Here is a 20,440-nt window from a genome sequence, read left to right as displayed (position 1 = left end):
CTCGCGACAGCAGGCACCGAGGCTAGCCTATCCGTTACTGCGCCGCAAGCTGCCCACTACCGCATCGAGAGCCCTGTCAATTAACGCGCCTTGCTCAAGGATGGTCATTCGGCCGCGGCGCATCTCGTGGGCTAGCTCGGTACGGGTCTTCTCGATGACCTTCAGGCCCATGCGGTTGACGAAGACGAAGCAGTCAGCCTCCTCAATGATGGCGGATAGTTTGCAACGGAAACGTGCGCCGTTGACCAGATTGAATTCCACCCAATGCCCGACGGCGATTTCGTCGATTTTGTTGATGTACTCGGCGGTCGCGGCATCCTCGATTTCCTGCTGACGCTCGATTGCGCTGGGTTCTTGCTCGGATAACGACTCCGCGCTTTCACCATTGATGGGCGCCGGGTGCGGGTCGTAGGGTGAATCGGTCCGCGCTTCGGCCAGGGCATGAGCCCGGAATGCTTCCGTAAGCTCATGCTTGAGGTCGCTCATCATGGCGTCGAGGCCGGTGGAGTTGTAGGAAACCTCCTCCAGGCCAGCGCGCAGGTTTTTAAGGAGGCCGGGGACCACCCGAACCCATTGGTCGCGCTCATCGTCTTCCAGGTGAGGGTGCAGGCACCATATCAGATCGTCCACGACGCGCACGGATTGGTTCCAGCGGTGTTCCACGTCGTTTCGCAGGTAGGCCAGGAACATGACCCGGCTCCAGCCATTGATGAGAATGTTGCGGATGGTGTCCGGAATCTGGTGGCGTCGGAGCTTCTCCTGGAGTAGCTGGTCGACGGTTTCCTGGGCTTTCTGGGATTTGATGCGGCCGCGCTCGGACTCCCGGGTGCGTTGTTCCACCAGGGTGGCCTTGCGGTTTTCCCGGGCCAGGAACTGGTCGAATTCTTCATTGAGTTGTTCAAACAAGGTGATGTCCCCATCGAACTCATTGAGGATCCGCAGCACGATGTTGTGGATCTGCTCATACAGCTTGTCGCGGGTTTTCTCGTCGCTCTCGCTCCAGCCGATACCAGCCCGGGCGAGGGCGTTCAGTAGTTTGCGTGCCGGATGGGTGGCGCGGCTGAAGAAAGTCTTGTCCTTGATCACCACCTTGAGAATGGGGATCTGTAACCGGCTGATCAGAACCTGGATCGGGGGCGACAGGTTGTAGTCGTCGAGTATGAACTCGAACAGCATCGACACCAGGTTGATAAGGTCTTCATCGGATTCGCTAAGAGCGGCGGGCTTGCCGTCGCTGGTTTTCTGTTGCTGCAGGAGGTGCTGAACGACCTCATGCAGGTCGACGACGATGGGCTCGCCCTTGCTCAGGTTGTCCGTAGCCTGGGCGTTAGGGTCGTGCGGGATATGGGCGACCAGTTGAAATAGCTCTGCGCCGCCGACGACGTGCAGGTTCGGGTTGGTCGCGCGGGGCATCCCGCCGCTATCGCGCTGCTGGGCCAGCAACTGACGGATCTGCTCGAAAATGGCGTCGCTACGGTCTGCACCTGCGCCAGGGGCTTCGCTTGTCGTATCCGTCGCCGGTTGTTTCGGTGCCTCTGACTGCGGCTTTTGTGCCGTCTGACCGGTTTTTCCGTGGAAGCGGAAATTGGGGATGACGCCAGCCTGGATCAATATTCGGTTGGCTTCATCGAGCAACATACCCAGATTGGAAACGACGTAGCGGTCAAACTGTTTGAGTACGATCAGTCGTTCCCGGATCTGGATTTCCAGGGCCTGGGCAGCCTCGACGAAAGCGCCGCACAAATGTTCCGGGGCGAGTGGATTGACTGGGTCGTCATCGCTGGCATTGGGGTAGACGGAGCTGAATCGGGCCTGCAGTTGAATCAACGGGCCCTGGAAGTAGGCCCGGGATTTGGAAATCATCGCGTTGAGGGCGACCTGCTCTTCCAGTTCGTCATTCTGGATCAGTGACAGGGTGTCCGCAGTGGTGCCGCTGTGGTCTACGACTTCCGGTGCAGTGGTGCGCGGAGGATGTAGGAACAGTTGGCTGACAGCGGTCTGGAAGTGTTTCTCGACGCCCTTTCGCTTGATGCGGATTTCCCGCATCGCCTCGAAGTAGCGGTTCTGCTCGTTATTACTGCGCGCGTTATTGGCCAGTTCGAACAGGGAATCGTCTACGGCGTCGAAGGCGCCCTGCAGCAGATCCCCTAGACCGGCAACAACGGTCTCCCGGATCTTGCTGATTTCTTTAGGCAAGCCAGCACTGCTCCCCGGGCCTTTGTGCTCGTGGAGATAATGTATGCCGGACTGCTTGTTCATGGCCAACTCCTTCTACGCCTCAACCGGATACATGACCGAGCGAAACTTTCCTTATGGTTATATAAATCAAGATTTTACGCATCGCGGATTATACGGGCTAAAGCGCGAAAGGGTATTAACTTCCGTTCATTATTTGAGCATAAACAGAGTTGGGCTCAAAGTGTACTTGCCAGCTTTGACATTAACAAAATATAACATCTGCACGACGAAAAGGCCGCCGTTGATGCTGGGCGGCCTCATCGCCAATGATCGAGCAGTGGCCTGTTTTGTCAGCGTCTTGCAAGCGTCAACTTACGTACACCGGCCCGATCCCCACGCTCCATATAACGACACTGATCGCGAGCAATGCTACCAGCATTACCAGGCCAACGGTCAGTACCGAAGAGGCGAACATAAAGCCGCGTTCCGCGGGGATTTTCATGAGTATGGGGAGGCCTTCATAGAGCAGATAGACCGAGTAGGCTACTGCGAGCAATCCCACCAGCATGTTGACCCAAACATTGGGATAAGCAGCGATGATACCTAAAAGAAAGACGGGCGTCGCCGTATAAGCGGCAAGAGTAACACCTTTTGGGTTGTCTTCACGAACACCGTAGGTGGCCGCAAAGAAGTCGATAAATCGACCGATGATATAGATGCCTGCCAGCATCGCAGCGTAGAAGAGGGCGCAGAGTTGGAGTGCACTGGCAAAGGTAAGTTTGATCACCTGGCCGTCTCCGATTTGCCAGCCCACCTGTGTGGTGCCGTAAAAACCGGCCGCCGCCGGTATCAGGGCGAAGATCAGGATATGTCGGAAATAGAGACCGCTTACGGATTCAGAGTCCTGACGGATGGACTCCCACTCCTCATCGGGATGCCTCAGCAATCCCATCGTGTGGCCTAGGCTCATGGATATGACTCCCGCGTTTATTATTGTCAGGCTGCTTGTCTGAGACTACGCGTTCAGTGTTGAGTCACTTCCATGTACGGGTCAAGAAAGCGGTTAAATTTTGATCTTCCTAGCCGGCGCCGCTTTATAACCATAGTTCATAGCGGCTAGGCGCCAGGAGCGCTTGAGTGTCGGATCACGACCTTCAGGTCCCGGTGCGCAACTTCTGCCGGCGCAGGGGCGGGTGCACCGTAGCCGCTTTCACCACGTTATCCTTGATCTGCAGGACCTCGATGCGCACGCCGTTCACCTTCAGGCAGACATTGTTCTCCGGGATCGTTTCCAGCGTCTCGGTGATCAGGCCGTTAAGGGTCTTCGGTCCGTCGGTTGGCAGCTTCCAGCCGAGCATCTTGTTGATGGTGCGGATGTGGGCTGAGCCGTCGATGATATAAGTGCCGTCGTCCTGGGGAATGATGTCCGGGCTGGTTGCGGCATAATCCGTCGTGAAGTCGCCGACGATTTCTTCCAGGATATCCTCCAGGGTGGCGATGCCCAGAACGTCACCATATTCGTCGACCACGATGCCGATGCGTCGTTTCGCTTTCTGGAAGTTGATCAACTGCAGGTGGAGCGGGGTGCTTTCGGGAATGAAGTAGGGTTCCCGGCACAGCTGCATGATCATCGCCTTGTTGATGTCTTCCTGCATCAAAAGCTTGGAAAGGTTGCGCAGGTGCAGCATGCCCTGGATGTTGTTGATGTCGCCCTTGAAGACCGGCAGTCGCGTGTGCTGGCTATTGCGGGCCTGGCGCAGGATGGTTTCGAGATCGTCGTCCAGATCGATACCCACCACTTCGTTACGCGGCACCATGATGTCGTTCACGGTCACCTTTTCAAGATCGAGAATGCTGACCAGCATGTCCTTGTGCTTGCGAGGGATCAGTGCGCCAGCCTCGTTCACCAGGGTGCGCAACTCTTCGCGACTGAGATGCTCGCTGGATGCGTCTTTGGCCGATACGCGCAGTAATTTGAGAATGGCTCCGGTAAACAGGTTTACCAGCCATACGATCGGATAGAGGATCTTCAGCAGCGGTTGCAGCACGTAACTGGCAGGAAAGGCGATGCGTTCCGGAAACAGCGCTGCCAGGGTTTTGGGTGTGACCTCGGCAAAAATCAGTATGACCACGGTGAGCAGGATGGTGGCAATGGCGATACCTGCATCGCCCCACAGGCGAATGGCGATAACCGTGGCAATGGATGAGGCAAAGATATTGACGAAGTTGTTGCCGATCAGGATGACGCCGATCAGTTGATCGGTACGTTGCAGCATCTTGCTGGCACGTTTGGCGCCACGATGGCCGGTCTTGGCAAGGTGTTTCAGTCGGTATCGGTTCAGGGTCATCATGCCCGTTTCCGAACTGGAGAAAAACGCGGACATGACGATCAGGGCGGCGAGGAGGATGAACAGCGCCGAAAGCGGTGCTTCGTTCAAGCAGGAAGATCCTTTTATGGCTATCGATAAGAAGAGAGAAAGTAGGAGGTCGCGCCCACGAATGTCAAGCGCTGTAGCGGCGTATTGCGTCCGGTTTGCGGCGGGCGAGATCGTTGGTGACGCACCCCTTGGTCAGGTGCGCTGGAAGATGAGTTCGAGAACGAACTTACTGCCGTAGTAACCGAGCATTAGCAACACGCAGCCGGCCAGCGTCCAGCGGCTGGCTGTGATGCCTCGCCAGCCCTGGGTGTAGTGGCCGACCAGCAGGGCGGAGAACACCAGCCAGGATACGATGGAAAACAGACTCTTGTGGGCCAGATCCTGGGCGAACAGGTCGTTCACGAAAACCGCGCCGGTGATGATCGCGAGCGTGAGTACGATCACGCCAGCCCACAACAGTTCAAAAAGGAGTGATTCCATGGTCTGCAGTGGTGGCAGATTACGAATCAGCAGGCTGTTGTAGTTGCGCTTGAGCTGACGGTTTTGCATGTGGACCAGCAGTGCCTGCACCGCAGCCAGGGTAAACAGGCTGTAGGCGGTTACCGACAGGGCGATGTGGGCCAGCATGCCCCAGTTGTTCTGCGATACGTAGTGCGGCGGCGAATGGAACGCCAGAACGAAGACGACCGTCAAAGCTGCCAGGGGATAGATCGCCAGGAATAGTGCCTGCATTGGTTTGCGGCTATTCAGGATCAGCAGTAACAGGACGATGAACCAGGAAATCAGCAGTGAGGCCGGGAAAAAGCCCATATTAAGTGCGGTTTGGGCTGCAACCGTGTCCCAAATCAAGGCGCCGTGACTGATCAGAGCCAGGACGCCGAGCAGCGATGTGAGGTTGCGGTTCGGTTTGATCCTGCCGCGAAAGACGAGGGTCTGCAATGCAGTGCCCAGGCTATAAAGGAAGAGCGTGGTTACGGCGAGGATCAGGGTGCCCATGAAGTTATGGTTGGTCCGTTACTGAATCGGCTGTTCGTGTCAGAGCGACAGTCTGGTTATAATGTGCCGATTGTGCAACTGGAATCAATCTATCGGGCGTTGTTCTGACGCTACCAGAGGACCGGACGCCGTTGCATTGTGGGTCCTTTTTCCTATTTATGCACCACAGATGAGAATGCTGAGTCGCCATGTTTGAAAATCTCACCGACCGTCTTTCTGGCAGCCTGCGCAAAATTTCCGGCCAGGCAAAGCTGACTGACGACAATATCAAGGACACCCTTCGGGAAGTTCGCAAAGCGCTGCTTGAGGCCGATGTTGCGCTGCCGGTGGTCAAGGACTTTATCGAGGGCGTGCGTCGCCGTGCCGTGGGTACGGAAGTCAAGCGCAGCCTGACCCCGGGGCAGGTTTTCGTCAAGGTGGTCCAGGATGAACTGGTCCGGGTCATGGGCTCGGCCAACGAGGACCTGAATCTTTCCGTCCAGCCACCCGCGGTCATCATGATGGCCGGCCTGCAGGGTGCGGGTAAAACCACCACTGTCGCCAAGCTCGCGCGCCACCTCCAGGAGCGCAAGAAGAAGTCGGTCATGGTGGTGAGTGCCGATATATATCGTCCGGCGGCGATTCGTCAGTTGGAAACGCTGGCGAGTGACGTGGGGGCGACTTTCTTTCCCAGCTCCACCGATCAGGATCCGGTTGCGATTGCTGAAGGCGCCATGGACGCTGCTCGCAAGAAGCATATCGATGTCGTAATTCTGGATACCGCCGGCCGGCTGCACGTCGATGAGCAGATGATGGGTGAGATCGGCCGTTTGCAGCAAGCCGTCAAGCCGATCGAGACGCTGTTCGTGGTCGATTCCATGACCGGCCAGGATGCGGCCAATACTGCCAAGGCGTTCAACGATGCGTTGCAGTTGACCGGTGTGGTGCTAACCAAGACCGACGGCGACGCCCGCGGCGGTGCCGCGCTCTCAGTGCGTCATATTACCGGTAAACCTATCAAATTCCTGGGTGTCGGCGAGAAGACCGAGGCCCTTGAATCCTTCCATCCGGATCGTGTGGCGTCGCGCATCCTCGGCATGGGTGATGTGCTCTCCCTGATCGAAGAGGCGGAGCGCAAGCTCGACAAGAAGAAGGCCGACAAGCTCACCAAGAAGATCAAGAAGGGCAAGAGCTTCGATCTCGAGGACTTCCGCGACCAGCTGCAGCAGATGAAAAGCATGGGCGGTATCGGTGGTCTATTGGATAAGTTGCCGGGCATGGGGCAGATGGCCCAGATGGCGCAACAGCAGGTCAACGACAAGAGCGTTGGTCAGTTAGAAGCGATCATCTGTTCGATGACGCCGAAAGAGCGTCGCTATCCGGATGTGATCAATAACTCCCGCAAACGCCGTATCGCGGCCGGTTCGGGCACGCAGATCCAGGACGTCAACCGACTGCTCAAGCAGCACAAGCAGATGTCCAAGATGATGAAAAAGCTGGGCAAGAAGGGCGGAATGGCCAACATGATGCGGGGTATGCAGGGTATGATGCCGCCGGGCGGTGGAGGCGGGGGCAAGCCACCCTTCGGTCGTATGTAAAAGCCACGATCGGGAACTTGTATAAAAGCCCGACTTGGCTGTTTTCATTGGCCGGGATTTAGCATAGAATAGCGCCCCTTTCGAGTATGGGTCTTCGCGCAATGGCGCCTCAGCGCCGCGCGAAAGCGCAACGTTTATACAACAGAACAGGATATTGGTCGAAATGGTAACAATCCGTTTGGCTCGTGGTGGCGCCAAGAAGCGTCCGTTCTACCATCTGGCAGTTACTGACAGCCGCAGAGCCCGTGATGGCCGCTTCATCGAGCGCGTTGGTTTCTTCAATCCGGTCGCCCGCGGCCAGGAAGAGCGCCTGCGTGTAGATCAGGAGCGTGTTGAATACTGGGTCAACCAGGGCGCGCAGACCAGCGATCGCGTTGCCAAGCTTCTCAAGGAAGCGGCTGCGAAGTAAGCGCTGTTAGATTAGCTGTTTGTACGAACCGGGGCGAATGTATGGCAGATAACGCACAGGAAACTGTCGTCGGCCGCATTACCTCGGTTTTTGGGGTTAAAGGTTGGGTGAAGGTTTACTCCTACACCGACCCCATGGAAGGTATTCTGGACTACCCGCACTGGCATATTAGTCAGGGCGGTAAGAAGGTTGACCTTGAGGTCGTGGAAGGCAAGCGCCACGGGCCCGGTATTGTGGTCCGTCTCAAGGGTGTTAATGACCGGGATCAGGCACGGTCCTACTGTGGTCTGGATGTGATGGTGCCCATCGAAAGCCTGCCGGAGCTGCCGGAAGGTGAGTATTATTGGCATCAGCTTGAAGGTCTGGCGGTGACAACGCCGGAGGGTGACATTCTGGGTGTGGTCAAACACCTGATGGAAACCGGCTCCAATGACGTTATCGTCGTTCGGCCGACGCCGAAGTCCATCGATAACCGGGAGCGCCTGATTCCGTACTTGCCGGATCAGGTTATTCAGAGCGTCGACCTTGCAGCGGGTACGATCGTCGCGGACTGGGACCCGGAGTTCTGATCCGTGTGGATTGGTGCAGTTACGCTTTTCCCGGATATGTTCGATGCGGTGGTTGACTACGGTATAACCGGTCGCGCAGTACGTGACGGGCTTTTGTCAGTAGATTGCTGGAATCCGCGTGATTTTACGCATGATCGACATCGCACGGTCGATGATCGTCCCTATGGTGGCGGTCCGGGTATGCTGATGAAGATCCAGCCTTTGCGTGACGCCATCCATGCCGCGCGAGCAGCAGCCGATGGCGAGGCGAAGGTTGTGTATATGTCGCCCCAGGGGGAGCCGCTCAACCAAGCGGTGGTTGAAGAGCTGGCCAACGCTGAGCGCCTGATATTGGTCGCTGGCCGTTATGAAGGGGTAGACGAGCGGTTGATCGCATCAGAGGTCGACCGGGAAGTGTCCCTGGGGGATTTTGTCTTGTCCGGGGGCGAGCTGGCTGCAATGGCCGTGATTGATGCGGTAACCCGCCTCATTCCGGGTGCACTGGGCCATGCGCAGTCGGCGGAGCAGGACTCGTTTGCCGACGGATTGCTGGACTGTCCGCATTACACTCGCCCTGAAGTCTATGAGGGGCAATGGGTGCCGGAGGTCCTTTTGGGCGGGCATCACGAGCAGATCCGGCGGTGGCGGTTGAAGCAATCGCTGAAGCGGACCTGGGAGCGGCGCCCCGATTTGCTGGAGAAGCGGCAGCTTACGGGCGAAGAGCGCGAGCTGTTGGACCAAGTTTTGAACGAACCGGGTGCCTCTGGGTCAACAGGGCATTGAAAGATTGGTATTCAGGAGTTAACGATGAGCGGCAAGAACAACATCATCAGTCAGATCGAAGCGGAGCAGATTACCCGGGAAGTCCCGGAGTTTGGTCCCGGCGACACTGTTGTTATCCAGGTACGGGTTACTGAAGGTAACCGCGAGCGTCTTCAGGCTTTCGAAGGCGTTGTTATCGGTAAGCGCAACCGCGGCTTGAACTCTTCCTTCACCGTGCGCAAGGTTTCCTATGGTGTTGGCGTCGAGCGTACTTTCCAGACCCACAGTAAGCTGATTGACAGCATCACCGTGAAGCGTCGTGGTGACGTTCGTCAGGCCAAGCTTTACTACCTGCGCGACCTGTCTGGCAAGGCAGCTCGTATCAAGGAAAAGCTGGGCTAAGTCGATTGCGCTTCGGCGTAACCGACAGCTACATCAAAAGGCAGCCTTATGGGGCTGCCTTTTTGCGTTTGGACGCTCAATGGCCGGTGTCTTGGCAGGCCGCTGGTAACGGGGTAGCGGATGGATGACTGTCGCGCTGAAGATCGAGCGTTGCTCAGGCGCTTCAATGATGCACTATGGCTTGAGTTTGGGCTTGGCGAACGCACCCGCGATGCCTATCAAGGCGATCTGGCCCGCTTGGCGTGCTGGTTGGAAAAGCAGCCTGGTCAGCCGCTATTGAAGGAGGCTTCCCGTACGCATCTGTTGGGCTGGATTTCGGAAGGTATGGCTGCAGGTGCCCGGGCGTCGACCGCTGCCCGTCGGTTGTCCGGTCTGCGCCGTTTCTTTCGCTTCCTCCTGCGGGAAGGCCTGATCAGCGAAGATCCCACCCTGCGAATTGACAGTCCGAACCAGCCCAAGCGCCTACCGGACACTTTGTCGGAGCAGGATGTAGATAGTCTCCTTCGTGAGCCGGACCCAGGCGTTGCCATTGAATTGCGTGATCGCGCGATGCTCGAGATTCTGTATGGTTGTGGTTTGCGGGTATCTGAGCTGGTGAATCTGACAGTGGATCAGGTAAACCTGCGTCAGGGCGTCGTCCGTATTACGGGGAAAGGCGATAAGGAGCGCCTGGTGCCGATGGGTGAGGAGGCGCTGGACTGGCTGGTGCGGTATATGCGCGAGGCCCGTGGTGAGCTGCTGAAGCAGCGGGCAGCTGATGCGCTGTTCCCCGGCAACCGTGCCCAGCCGATGACGCGTCAGACCTTCTGGTATCGTATCAAGCTCTATGCCCGTCGGGCTGGTATTGGCAAGAAGCTTTCGCCTCACACGGTGCGCCACGCATTCGCCACCCATCTGCTCAATCATGGAGCCGATCTGCGCGTCGTGCAGATGCTCCTCGGGCATTCCGATCTCTCGACGACCCAGATATACACCCATGTCGCGCGGCAGCGTTTGCAGGAGCTGCACGAGAGTCACCACCCGCGTGGTTGAGTTTGGCGTCTGTGCCGGCTGGCTCGACGAACTTCCAGTCGGTATGGTTGTCCCACTGGCTCATCGCGAATTTCCTTAGACGATTCACTCGCTAAAAAAAGAGGCTTCATGATAAACACATTCAAGCTCCGTTCTCTGGGCATGGCCCTTGCGCTTGTCGGCATTTTCTCCAGTGGCGCCGCGCACGCGGCGGGTGACGAGGCGGAGGATGCCATCCGGGATCGCCTGGAGCAGTCCATTCCCGGTCTGGAGGTTCAGGATGTGTCGGTCTCTCGGGTCGATGGGCTCTACGAAGTCACCACCAACAACCCCGAGATGATTTATGCGACAGAGAATGGTGAATATTTCCTGGTAGGGGATCTGTACCAGGTTAGCGAACAGGGCTTGAGCAACGTAACCGAGCAGGGGCGGGCCGAGGCTCGGGCCAAGCAGATGGCCAAGGTGGATCATGACGATATGATCAGCTTCTCGCCCGAGGGTGAAGTGAAGGCCGAAATCTTCGTGTTCACCGACATCGATTGCCCGTATTGCCGTAAGCTGCATCAGGATGTGCCCCGGCTCAACGAGCTGGGTATCCAGGTGAACTACCTGGGCTATCCCCGGTCCGGCCCCGGCACGCCGTCGTTCAAGAAGTATGTGTCCGTCTGGTGTTCGGAGGATTCCCGAGCGGCGATGGACAAAGCCAAGAATGGTGGCTCCGTGCCGCCGACCAGCTGTGACAATCCCGTGGAAGAACAGTTCCGGCTGGGCGGCGAGGTGGGTGTCACCGGTACGCCGGCCATCGTCTTGGAAGACGGCAACATGATCCGCGGTTATGTTCCTGCCGACCGCCTTGCCCAAGGCCTCGGGCTCCTCTAGTCAACGCTCATTTCTCCCCTGTTCGCAGGATTGGCGTCCGGCCGTTTTTTTCGGACGCCAATCGTTATAAACTGCCGCGCTGGGACCGGGTTTTGGTGGCGAAACTCAAAGATGTCTTCAACCCGGTTCTATGCAATTCATCTGGATCAGGGGAATGAGCTTGAAAGAGGTCAGAGTCGGAATCTGCGGACTGGGTACCGTGGGCGGCGGTACGTATAACGTATTGACGCGTAACGCGGAAATGATTGCCGGGCGTGCCGGATGTCCGATTCGAATTAGTCGGATTGCCTCTCGCCGTCGCCGCGACGACCTCGATCTGGGCCAGATCCCCTTTTCCACCGACGTCTTCGATGTGGTTAACGACGCTGACGTAGACATCGTGGTCGAGCTCATCGGCGGCTACGATGTGGCACGGGAACTGGTGCTCGCCGCCATCAAGAATGGCAAGCATGTGGTCACTGCCAACAAGGCGTTGATCGCCGTTCATGGTAACGAAATCTTCGAAGCCGCCGCCGAACGTGGTGTGATCGTCGCCTTTGAGGCTGGTGTTGCCGGCGGTATCCCGGTGATCAAGGCGATCCGTGAAGGCATGTCCGCCAACCGTATCGACTGGATCGCCGGCATCATAAACGGGACCGGTAACTATATTCTCACCGAGATGCGTGCGGGCCGGGAATTTGGCGAAGTGCTCAAGGAAGCGCAGGCGCTGGGCTATGCCGAGGCGGATCCAACGTTTGACGTGGAAGGCATCGATGCCGCGCACAAGCTGACTATCCTGGCCTCCACCGGTTTTGGTGTTCCCCTGCAATTCGAGCGCGCCTACACCGAAGGCATCTCCGAAATCACGCCCTACGACATCGCTCATGCCGAACTGCTGGGCTATCGTATCAAACACCTGGGTATTGCCCGTCGCCGCGAGTCCGGTATCGAACTGCGTGTGCATCCCACCCTGGTGCCCCAGAGTCACCTGATCGCGCAAGTGGACGGCGTGCTCAACGCTGTCCTGGTTGATGGTGACGCGGTTGGCCAGACCATGTACTACGGTCCTGGTGCGGGTGATGAAGCCACCGCTTCGGCGGTCATTGCCGATATCGTCGATGTGGCGCGTACCGTTGCCCACGAAAGTCTGCAGCGTGTGCCTTACTTAGGCTTCGAGCCATCTTCCCTCGACAACCTGGAAGTGTTGCCGATGGAAGATGTGCAGTCGGCTTATTACTTACGCATCGAGGCGCTGGACCGTCCGGGTGTTCTGGCCAAGATTGCATCCGTCATGAGCGAGCACGGCATCAACATCGAGTCCATCATGCAGAAGGAGTCCGAGCTGGAAGATGGTCGGATTCCGGTGATTATCCTCACCCACACTGTGCAGGAGCGCCAGATCAACCGCGCAATCGAAGATCTGGAAGCGCTGGCCGAGATCGAGGACAAAGTCGTTCGCATCCGGGCCGAGAATTTCAACTGAGGCGGCGTTGGCAGTCTCTCTAGGTATTCGGGCCCGTGGCGTGTGTCGCCCTGGGGCCCCTGACGGGAAAAGATTGTGAGATACATCAGTACACGGGGCGATGCGCCTTCCCTGGGTTTTGAAGACGTCCTGCTGACCGGCCTGGCTACCGATGGTGGCCTCTACGTGCCTGAATCCCTGCCCAAGTTTAGCCTCGAGGAAATCCGCAGTTGGCGCGGTCTGTCATATGCCGAGCTGGCCTTCAAGGTGATGCATCCGTTCGTTGACGATGCGATCCCCGCCGACGATTTCCGTGCGATGCTGGACGAAACCTACAACCAGTTCGCGCACAAGGCGGTGGCCCCGCTGGTCCAGCTGGACAGCAACGAATGGGTCATGGAGCTGTTCCGCGGTCCAACCCTGGCGTTCAAGGATTTCGCGCTGCAGTTGCTCGGTCGTTTGCTCGACTATGTGCTGGAGAAGCGCAAGCAGCACGTGGTAATCATGGGGGCCACTTCCGGGGACACCGGTTCCGCCGCGATCGAAGGCTGTCGCCATTGCGAGCACGTGGACATTTTCATTCTGCATCCCCACGAGCGCGTGTCCGAAGTGCAGCGTCGTCAAATGACCACCGTGATCGGTGACAATGTCCACAACATCGCCGTGAAGGGTAATTTTGACGACTGTCAGCGCATGGTGAAGGCGAGCTTCGGCGACCAGTCGTTCCTAAAAGGTGAAACCCAGCTGGTGGCGGTCAACTCCATCAACTGGGCGCGGATCATGGCCCAGATCGTCTATTACTTCCAGGCATCCCTGGCGCTGGGTGGGCCCGATCGCAGCATGGCGTTTTCGGTCCCGACAGGTAACTTCGGCGATATCTTCGCCGGCTACCTGGCGCGTGAGATGGGGCTGCCCATCAGCCAGCTGGTCATCGCCACCAACCGCAACGATATCCTGCACCGTTTCATGAGCGGTAACCGCTACGAGAAACAGCAACTGGAGCACACCCTGTCACCCAGCATGGATATCATGGTCTCCAGCAACTTCGAGCGGCTCTTGTTCGACCTGCATGGTCGGGATGGCGCTGCGGTGCGCGACCTGCTCGAGCGTGCCCAGACCGAAGCGGTGAGCATCGAGGACTATCGCTGGAAATCGGCCCGCAAGCTGTTCGACAGCGATGCGGTAGATGATGCCACCACCTGCGAAATCATCCGCGAGGTGTTCGATCAGAACGAATACCTGCTGGACCCCCATACGGCCATTGGTGTACGCGCCGCTCGTAACTGCCGACGCGACGACAGCGTGCCCATGATCACTCTGGGGACCGCCCATCCGGCCAAATTCCCCGACGCGGTCAAGCAATCCGGTATGGGTGTTAAGCCCGAGCTTCCGCACCACCTGGCCGACCTGTTCGAGCGGGAAGAGCGCTACACCGTGCTGGATGACGACCTGAAGTCCGTTCAGGATTTCATCGCCTCCCACTGGAAGAGCGCCTGATAATTATCCCGACCCCGGCACACAGAATGCGGGGGTCGGGAGTTCTGCAACACCGCGATAACAACCATCGGAATAGCCAGACTGTCTATGACGCCACGCAAGATTATCCGGCGTCCCCTGCCGGAGCACCCCGCCGATTGGGGCCATTCCCTGCCGCCGTTGCTCAGGCGCCTCTACCAGGCCCGTGGCGTGCAGTCCGAGGTCGAGCTCGATTACACCCTGAAGCAATTGGCATCGCCGTTTGACCTGCGCGGCATCGATCGTGCGGTTGAGCTGATAGCCGAGGCGATCCAGCAGGGACAACGGATCCTGATCCTTGGTGACTTCGATGCCGATGGTGCAACCAGTACTGCGGTGGCCATTCTGGGATTGCAGATGATGGGCGCGCGTCACCTGGATTTCCGGGTGCCCAGCCGCTTCTCCGACGGGTACGGTTTGACGCCGGGGATCATCGACCGACTGCGAGAGGAAGGCGCGTTACCTGATCTGTTGATTACCGTCGACAACGGTATCTCTGCCATCGAGGGTGTCGAAGCCGCCCGACATCATGGGATGCGTGTGGTGGTTACTGATCATCACCTGCCAGGCGAGACCCTGCCCCCGGCGGATGCCATCGTGAATCCCAACCAGCATGGATGTCCTTTCCTGAGCAAGAATGCCGCTGGTGTGGGGGTCATGTTCTATGTACTGACCGCCCTGCGCCGCTTTATGAGCGATCGGGGGTTATTGCAGGGTCCGCCGCCGAACCTGGGCTGCCTACTCGACCTGGTGGCATTGGGGACCGTGGCCGATGTGGTGCCGTTGGACCAGAACAACCGCATTTTCGTCGAGCAGGGACTGCGCCGGATCCGACAGGGCGAAGCCCGGCCGGGTATCCTGGCATTGCTGGAGGTCGCCGGCCGCGAGTACAGCCAGATCAGTGCAACAGACCTGGGTTTTGTCGTGGGCCCGCGTCTGAACGCTGCGGGACGCCTTGATGACATGAGTTTGGGTATTGCCTGTCTGTTGGCGGATACGCCCGTCGAGGCGCGCCGTCTGGCGACTGAACTGGATCAGATGAACCGCGAGCGACGCACGATTGAAACGGGGATGAAGGAGCAAGCCCAGGACCTGCTTGCATCCCTGTCACTTGATAGGGAAGGGTTACCCTGGGGGCTGGCGCTGTTCGACCCGGACTGGCACCAAGGGGTGATCGGCATCCTTGCGGCGCGGATCCGCGAACAGACCCATCGGCCGGTGATTGCCTTTGCCCCGGACGACGGCGGCAAACTTATCAAGGGATCGGCACGCTCTATTCCGGGGCTGCATATCCGCGATGTGCTAGCGTCGCTGGACGCCCGCAATCCTGGCCTGCTGCAAAAATTCGGTGGTCACGCCATGGCGGCGGGAATGACGATCGCCGCAGATGCTTTCCAGCAATTTGCCGAGGCCTTCGACGCCACGGTACGCAGCACGATTACCGAAGATGCCCTGGAGGCGACGATTACCACCGACGGGCCGCTAGGTCTCGATGAGTTGACGCTGGACACAGCCTATACGCTGAAGCGCTCGGGCCCTTGGGGGCAGCACTTTCCGGAGCCGGTCTTCGATGGCGAATTCGAAGTGATCAATCAGCGTATTGTCGGTGAGCGTCACCTCAAGCTGGTGCTCCGGCCCAGGAATGGTGGCGATATCCTCGATGGGATCGCCTTCAATACCGGAGCCGAAGTTCCTGATTTCACTGTTACCGGCGCCCGGGTAGTCTACAAGCCGGACGCCAACACCTTCCGCGGTCGGACCCAGCTCCAGTTGCTGGTGGATTACATCGAGCCGGTGCAGGGCTGATGGGCAGACCTATAAGGCGCGACGGGGCGAAGCCGGCTGATTTCCATACAGATCTCCGGTAAAATGCCTCGCCTCTGCCGGCCACCGTCCGTGGCCAGGGTCCCGTTTGAACAGCGGCACGCAGTAGGTCAACGCATTGACCAACCGGGACACTGAAATCATTTCTACCCTTAGATGGAAGCTACATGGAAATCAACCCGATTCTGAACACCATTAAAGATCTCCGGGAGCGCAGCGAAGCGCTTAGGGGGTATCTTTGACTACGACCAGCGCAGCGAACGACTGATCGAAGTAGAGCGTGAACTGGAAGATCCCAAGGTATGGGAAGATCCTGAGCGTGCCCAGGCCCTCGGTAAGGAACGGGCCAATCTCGAGCTGATCGTGAAGACGATCGACAAATTGTCTACGGGTCTTTCGGACGCCGAGGACCTGATCCAGATGGCGGATGAGGAAGAGGACGAGCAGGCGGCAGAAGACGTTCGCGGCGATCTGGAAGATCTGGAAAAGGATCTGGAAAAGCTCGAATTCCGCCGCATGTTCTCGGGCGAAATGGATGAGAATAACGCCTACCTGGACATTCAGGCGGGCTCCGGCGGCACCGAAGCGCAGGATTGGGCCAATATGTTGCTGCGCATGTTCCTGCGCTGGGGCGAGCGCCGCGGTTTCAAGACGGAAATCGTCGAACTGCAGGAAGGTGAAGTGGCCGGTATCAAGAGTGCCACCATTCACTTCGAAGGGGAGTATGCCTACGGGTGGCTGCGCACCGAAACCGGCGTTCACCGACTGGTGCGTAAATCGCCGTTCGATTCCGGTAACCGTCGTCATACGTCTTTCTCGTCGGTTTTCGTATCGCCGGAGGTGGACGACAGCTTCGAGATCGAGATCAATCCCGCCGATCTGCGTGTCGACGTATATCGTGCCTCCGGCGCTGGCGGTCAGCACGTCAACCGGACCGAATCCGCCGTGCGACTGACCCATTTGCCGACGAACACGGTGGTGGCCTGTCAGGCTGGCCGTAGCCAGCACCAGAACAAGGACCAGGCCATGAAACAGCTCAAGGCCAAACTGTTCGAGCTGGAAATGCAGAAGCGCAACGCCGAGAAACAGAAACAGGAAGACGCCAAGTCCGACATCGGCTGGGGCAGCCAGATCCGCTCCTATGTCCTGGACGACAGTCGCGTGAAGGACCTGCGCACGAAGGTGGAAACCAGTAACACCCAGGCCGTGCTCGATGGCGATATCGACAAGTTCATTGAGGCCAGCCTGAAGATGGCTCTCTGATTCCCGGGAGCCCCAACGATCACCGGTCCGGATGTCACAGGGTCCATCCGGACCAGCCAACGCTAGCGAGAGATCATGACCGACCAAAACCCGAACGCCACACCCCAGGACGAGAACAAGCTGATTGCCGAGCGCCGGGCCAAGCTGGCCGACTTGCGTGACCAGGGCAATCCCTTCCCCAATGATTTCCGCCGCACGGCGACCGCGGCCGAGTTGCAGATGAACTACGGCGATAAATCGAAGGAAGAACTCGAGGACTTGGGGCTGGACGTGGCGATTGCCGGTCGATTGATGCTCGATCGCAAGGCGTTCAAGGTGGTACAGGACATGTCCGGTCGCATCCAGGTTTATGCCAGCAAGGACGTGCAGAAGGACACCCGGCACTGGGACTTGGGTGATGTGGTCGGCGTGCGCGGCAAACTAAGCAAGTCAGGCAAGGGTGACCTGTATGTGACGATGGACGAGTACGTGTTGCTCACCAAGTCCCTTCGCCCGCTGCCCGAGAAGCACAAGGGCCTGACCGATACCGAATCCCGCTATCGCCAGCGCTACGTGGACCTCATGGTCAACGAAGATACGCGTCGCGTGTTCCATGCGCGTTCGAAAATCATCAACTGCATCCGCAACTTCTTCACCCAGCGCGACTTCATCGAAGTGGAAACACCGATGCTGCAGGCGATTCCCGGTGGTGCAGTGGCGCGCCCCTTCATCACGCACCACAATGCGCTGGGCATCGATATGTACCTGCGTATCGCGCCAGAGCTGTATCTCAAGCGCTTGGTGGTGGGCGGTTTTGAGCGGGTTTTCGAGATCAACCGCAATTTCCGCAATGAGGGTCTGTCCACTCGCCATAATCCTGAGTTCACCATGCTCGAGTTCTACCAGGCCTACGCCGACTACCACGAACTGATGGACCTGACCGAGGCCATGCTGCGGGAGACGGCGCAAACGGTATTGGGCACGACGACAGTGACCAACACCCGCGTACTGTCCAACGGTGAAACGGAAGCCGTGGAGTACGACTTTGGTCGGACCTTCGAGCGCGTGACGGTGTTCGATTCCATCCTCAAATTCAATCCGGATATCAAGGCGGAACAGCTGGCCGATGCCGACGCTGCGCGTAAAATCGCCGAAGGCATGGGCATTCCGCTGAAGGAAGGTTGGGGGTTGGGTAAGGTGCAGATCGAGATCTTCGAGAAGACGGTCGAACATCGCCTGATGCAGCCGACCTTCATCACTGAGTACCCGACGGAAGTGTCCCCGCTGGCCCGGCGCAAAGATGCCGATCCGTTCGTCACCGAGCGTTTCGAGTTCTTTGTCGGTGGCCGCGAGATCGCCAATGGATTCTCCGAGCTTAACGATGCCGAAGACCAGGCCGAACGTTTCCGTGAGCAGGTTGCCGAGAAAGAAGCCGGCGATGACGAGGCGATGTTCTATGACGAAGATTACGTCACCGCACTGGAATACGGTCTGCCGCCTACGGCGGGCGAGGGCATCGGCATTGATCGTCTGGCGATGCTGCTGACCGACTCACCGTCCATCCGGGACGTGATCCTGTTCCCAGCCATGCGTCCGGAAAAGGGCTGAGTGTCATGCACCCGGCCACGGAAGCGCTGCGTCAGGAGCTCAAGCCCGGTCGTGGATGGCTGGAGCGTCTCGACGGCGAGTTCGAGAAGCCATACATGCAAACCCTCGGTGCTTTTCTTGCCGAGGAGGAAAAAGCGGGCAAGGTGCTTTATCCTGCCCGCCACCATTGCTTCAATGCCTTGAACTCGACGCCATTCGACAGGGTCCGGGTGGTGATCCTGGGTCAGGATCCATACCATGGCCCGGGACAGGCTCACGGTCTTTGCTTCAGCGTACGCCCCGATGTCCGCACGCCGCCGTCGCTGGTGAATATTTTCAAGGAAATCGAATCCGAGCTGGGTATCCAGCCTCCCGATCACGGTTGCCTCCAGCCCTGGGCAGACCAGGGGGTACTGCTACTCAATGCTGTGCTGACGGTAGTGCAAGGTCAGGCTGGAGCCCATCAGGGGAAAGGTTGGGAGCATTTCACCGACCAAGTGATCGAGCTCATCAACGAAGAACGCGAAAATGTCGTTTTCCTGCTGTGGGGTAGCTACGCGCAGAAAAAAGGCCGCATTATCGATCGCAACCGCCACCTGGTTTTGCAGGGGCCGCATCCATCACCGCTCAGCGCCCATCGCGGCTTCTTTGGGTGCGGGCACTTCCTGCAGGCGAATGACTGGCTGACGCAGAAAGGCCGACCGCCAATCGACTGGCAGTTGCCGTCCCGGGAAGAGCTGATATCCAGATACAAGAAAGGCCGGTAAACCGGCCTTTCTCTTTCAGGAATGTTCCGTGCTGGACAGGTGTTCCGGAGCAGCCTGCATTAGATGTCCGCCGCTCCGTCAGCCTGTTATTGGAGAAGGGCCATCGCTGCTTCCATCTCCGCATTCAGGTCTTCTTCCTGGCTCATGTCGATATTCGGATCCAGCCCCAGTCGATCGAAGGCCGGAATGGTGTTCCAGTCGACCTCGGTGAACGGATGCTCGGTACCGGCTACCAGTTGCAGGTTGGCGACCATCACCAAATCTGCATAGTCCGCCTTGGGCACCACGCGCGTGAAGTCGGTGAAGTCCGCCGGGACTTGTTGCAGTTCAGCCGGGAAGTCCCATCTCTTCAGGATCTTCATCCCGATATCGGCATGCAGTTCGTCGATCACCTTGTCCAGCATGATACTGCTGATCTGGATATCGTTGTCTTCCACGTAGCGCAGGATCGGCAGCACGCCGATCAGATGTACCAGGCCGGCCAAGGTCGCCTGGTCCGGCTTGAGCTTCGTGTAGTGCTGGGCCAGCACGTGGCAGATGCCGGCCACTTCGGTGCTGGTCTGCCAGGTGGCACGCAGGCGTCTGTCGATCATGTCGGAGGTCGCCTGGAACATCTGTTCCATAGCCAGACCCATCGCCAGGTTGCTGGTGTATGCCATGCCCAGGCGGCTGACCGCCATGGTGAGGTTTTCGATCTGGCGGGCACCGCGGAACAGCGGGCTGTTGCACACCCGGATCAGGCGCGCGGACAGCGCGGTGTCGGTACTGATGACCTTGACCAGGTCCTGGATGGAGGAGTCCTCGGATTCAGCGATCTCACGAACCTGTAGCGCTGCCTCCGGCAGAGTGGGCAGCACTAGCTTGTCGCTTTCGATGGCTGCGGTAATGTCTTGTTTCAAGGTATCCGAGATGGTGGCCATAACT

At 58.3% G+C, this 20,440-nt stretch carries 18 protein-coding genes; 13 read left to right on the top strand and 5 right to left on the bottom strand.

Features of this window, described 5'->3' with window-relative positions; translation table 11 throughout:
• Nucleotides 1-27: 27 nt before the first annotated feature.
• From RE428_RS17430 to RE428_RS17415, 4 genes are all read right to left on the bottom strand, one after another.
• Nucleotides 28-2,259, bottom strand: coding sequence for a DUF1631 domain-containing protein (locus RE428_RS17430; RefSeq protein ID WP_004583219.1), 2,232 nt, complete (start codon nucleotides 2,257-2,259; stop codon nucleotides 28-30).
• Nucleotides 2,260-2,545: 286 nt separating this feature from the next.
• Entirely contained in the window at nucleotides 2,546-3,148 is a 603-nt protein-coding gene (locus RE428_RS17425) for a Yip1 family protein (protein ID WP_004583218.1), read from the bottom strand.
• A gap of 184 nt (nucleotides 3,149-3,332) precedes the next feature.
• Entirely contained in the window at nucleotides 3,333-4,616 is a 1,284-nt protein-coding gene (locus RE428_RS17420; RefSeq protein ID WP_004583217.1) for an HlyC/CorC family transporter, read from the bottom strand.
• Nucleotides 4,617-4,748: 132 nt separating this feature from the next.
• Complete coding sequence (locus RE428_RS17415; protein WP_004583216.1) at nucleotides 4,749-5,552, bottom strand: cytochrome C assembly family protein; 804 nt, start codon at nucleotides 5,550-5,552, stop codon at nucleotides 4,749-4,751.
• A gap of 188 nt (nucleotides 5,553-5,740) precedes the next feature.
• On the opposite strand from RE428_RS17415, the gene ffh reads away from it, so the two are divergent.
• The 13 genes from ffh (at nucleotide 5,741) to ung (ending at nucleotide 19,516) form a co-directional block, all read left to right on the top strand.
• Complete coding sequence (ffh, locus tag RE428_RS17410) at nucleotides 5,741-7,129, top strand: signal recognition particle protein (protein WP_004583215.1); 1,389 nt, start codon at nucleotides 5,741-5,743, stop codon at nucleotides 7,127-7,129.
• Nucleotides 7,130-7,292: 163 nt separating this feature from the next.
• Nucleotides 7,293-7,538 carry a 30S ribosomal protein S16 gene (gene rpsP, locus RE428_RS17405; RefSeq protein ID WP_004583214.1) on the top strand — a complete coding sequence of 82 codons (246 nt, stop codon included), beginning with the start codon at nucleotides 7,293-7,295 and terminating at the stop codon, nucleotides 7,536-7,538.
• 41 nt (nucleotides 7,539-7,579) lie between these two features.
• Complete coding sequence (gene rimM, locus RE428_RS17400; RefSeq protein ID WP_004583213.1) at nucleotides 7,580-8,107, top strand: ribosome maturation factor RimM; 528 nt, start codon at nucleotides 7,580-7,582, stop codon at nucleotides 8,105-8,107.
• Nucleotides 8,108-8,110: 3 nt separating this feature from the next.
• Nucleotides 8,111-8,869: a tRNA (guanosine(37)-N1)-methyltransferase TrmD gene (gene trmD, locus RE428_RS17395; protein ID WP_004583212.1), complete on the top strand. Its 759-nt coding sequence runs from the start codon at nucleotides 8,111-8,113 to the stop codon at nucleotides 8,867-8,869.
• Nucleotides 8,870-8,893: 24 nt separating this feature from the next.
• Complete coding sequence (gene rplS / locus RE428_RS17390) at nucleotides 8,894-9,250, top strand: 50S ribosomal protein L19 (RefSeq protein WP_004583211.1); 357 nt, start codon at nucleotides 8,894-8,896, stop codon at nucleotides 9,248-9,250.
• Between the two features lie 120 nt (nucleotides 9,251-9,370).
• Nucleotides 9,371-10,282, top strand: a complete 912-nt coding sequence (gene xerD, locus RE428_RS17385; RefSeq protein WP_004583210.1) for a site-specific tyrosine recombinase XerD — start codon at nucleotides 9,371-9,373, stop codon at nucleotides 10,280-10,282.
• A 108-nt stretch (nucleotides 10,283-10,390) separates the two neighbouring features.
• Entirely contained in the window at nucleotides 10,391-11,140 is a 750-nt protein-coding gene (locus RE428_RS17380; RefSeq protein ID WP_004583209.1) for a DsbC family protein, read from the top strand.
• Between the two features lie 160 nt (nucleotides 11,141-11,300).
• Entirely contained in the window at nucleotides 11,301-12,602 is a 1,302-nt protein-coding gene (locus RE428_RS17375; RefSeq protein WP_004583208.1) for a homoserine dehydrogenase, read from the top strand.
• Between the two features lie 75 nt (nucleotides 12,603-12,677).
• Nucleotides 12,678-14,078 carry a threonine synthase gene (gene thrC, locus RE428_RS17370; RefSeq protein ID WP_004583207.1) on the top strand — a complete coding sequence of 467 codons (1,401 nt, stop codon included), beginning with the start codon at nucleotides 12,678-12,680 and terminating at the stop codon, nucleotides 14,076-14,078.
• Between the two features lie 87 nt (nucleotides 14,079-14,165).
• Nucleotides 14,166-15,902 carry a single-stranded-DNA-specific exonuclease RecJ gene (recJ, locus tag RE428_RS17365; protein WP_004583206.1) on the top strand — a complete coding sequence of 579 codons (1,737 nt, stop codon included), beginning with the start codon at nucleotides 14,166-14,168 and terminating at the stop codon, nucleotides 15,900-15,902.
• A 185-nt stretch (nucleotides 15,903-16,087) separates the two neighbouring features.
• A protein-coding gene (prfB, locus tag RE428_RS17360; protein ID WP_115840370.1) for a peptide chain release factor 2 occupies nucleotides 16,088-17,183 on the top strand; the annotation gives its coding sequence in 2 pieces (ribosomal slippage) (nucleotides 16,088-16,159 and nucleotides 16,161-17,183; 1,095 coding nt in all).
• 75 nt (nucleotides 17,184-17,258) lie between these two features.
• Nucleotides 17,259-18,770 carry a lysine--tRNA ligase gene (lysS, locus tag RE428_RS17355; RefSeq protein ID WP_004583204.1) on the top strand — a complete coding sequence of 504 codons (1,512 nt, stop codon included), beginning with the start codon at nucleotides 17,259-17,261 and terminating at the stop codon, nucleotides 18,768-18,770.
• Nucleotides 18,771-18,775: 5 nt separating this feature from the next.
• Entirely contained in the window at nucleotides 18,776-19,516 is a 741-nt protein-coding gene (gene ung / locus RE428_RS17350; protein WP_004583203.1) for a uracil-DNA glycosylase, read from the top strand.
• A gap of 86 nt (nucleotides 19,517-19,602) precedes the next feature.
• Here the strand turns inward: ung and RE428_RS17345 are convergent, their stop codons facing one another.
• On the bottom strand, nucleotides 19,603-20,436 hold the full coding sequence (locus tag RE428_RS17345; protein WP_004583202.1) for an HDOD domain-containing protein: 834 nt from the start codon (nucleotides 20,434-20,436) through the stop codon (nucleotides 19,603-19,605).
• Between the last annotated feature and the right edge of the window lie 4 nt (nucleotides 20,437-20,440).

It is taken from the genome of Marinobacter nanhaiticus D15-8W (assembly GCF_036511935.1).
In the GTDB taxonomy this organism is placed as follows: Bacteria; Pseudomonadota; Gammaproteobacteria; order Pseudomonadales; family Oleiphilaceae; genus Marinobacter_A; species Marinobacter_A nanhaiticus.
The sequence above is the reverse complement of the archived record's forward strand: the minus strand, read 5'-3'. Positions and strand labels throughout refer to the sequence as shown.

Excerpts from the sequence above, each read along its gene's own strand:
- RE428_RS17425 (WP_004583218.1), bottom strand. The coding sequence starts at position 3,148 with ATGAGCCTAGGCCACACGATGGGATTGCTGAGGCATCCCGATGAGGAG.
- lysS (WP_004583204.1), top strand. The coding sequence starts at position 17,259 with ATGACCGACCAAAACCCGAACGCCACACCCCAGGACGAGAACAAGCTG.
- RE428_RS17380 (WP_004583209.1), top strand. The coding sequence starts at position 10,391 with ATGATAAACACATTCAAGCTCCGTTCTCTGGGCATGGCCCTTGCGCTT.
- rplS (WP_004583211.1), top strand. The coding sequence starts at position 8,894 with ATGAGCGGCAAGAACAACATCATCAGTCAGATCGAAGCGGAGCAGATT.
- ung (WP_004583203.1), top strand. The coding sequence starts at position 18,776 with ATGCACCCGGCCACGGAAGCGCTGCGTCAGGAGCTCAAGCCCGGTCGT.
- RE428_RS17415 (WP_004583216.1), bottom strand. The coding sequence starts at position 5,552 with ATGGGCACCCTGATCCTCGCCGTAACCACGCTCTTCCTTTATAGCCTG.
- RE428_RS17430 (WP_004583219.1), bottom strand. The coding sequence starts at position 2,259 with ATGAACAAGCAGTCCGGCATACATTATCTCCACGAGCACAAAGGCCCG.
- ffh (WP_004583215.1), top strand. The coding sequence starts at position 5,741 with ATGTTTGAAAATCTCACCGACCGTCTTTCTGGCAGCCTGCGCAAAATT.
- rpsP (WP_004583214.1), top strand. The coding sequence starts at position 7,293 with ATGGTAACAATCCGTTTGGCTCGTGGTGGCGCCAAGAAGCGTCCGTTC.
- recJ (WP_004583206.1), top strand. The coding sequence starts at position 14,166 with ATGACGCCACGCAAGATTATCCGGCGTCCCCTGCCGGAGCACCCCGCC.
- rimM (WP_004583213.1), top strand. The coding sequence starts at position 7,580 with ATGGCAGATAACGCACAGGAAACTGTCGTCGGCCGCATTACCTCGGTT.
- xerD (WP_004583210.1), top strand. The coding sequence starts at position 9,371 with ATGGATGACTGTCGCGCTGAAGATCGAGCGTTGCTCAGGCGCTTCAAT.
- RE428_RS17345 (WP_004583202.1), bottom strand. The coding sequence starts at position 20,436 with ATGGCCACCATCTCGGATACCTTGAAACAAGACATTACCGCAGCCATC.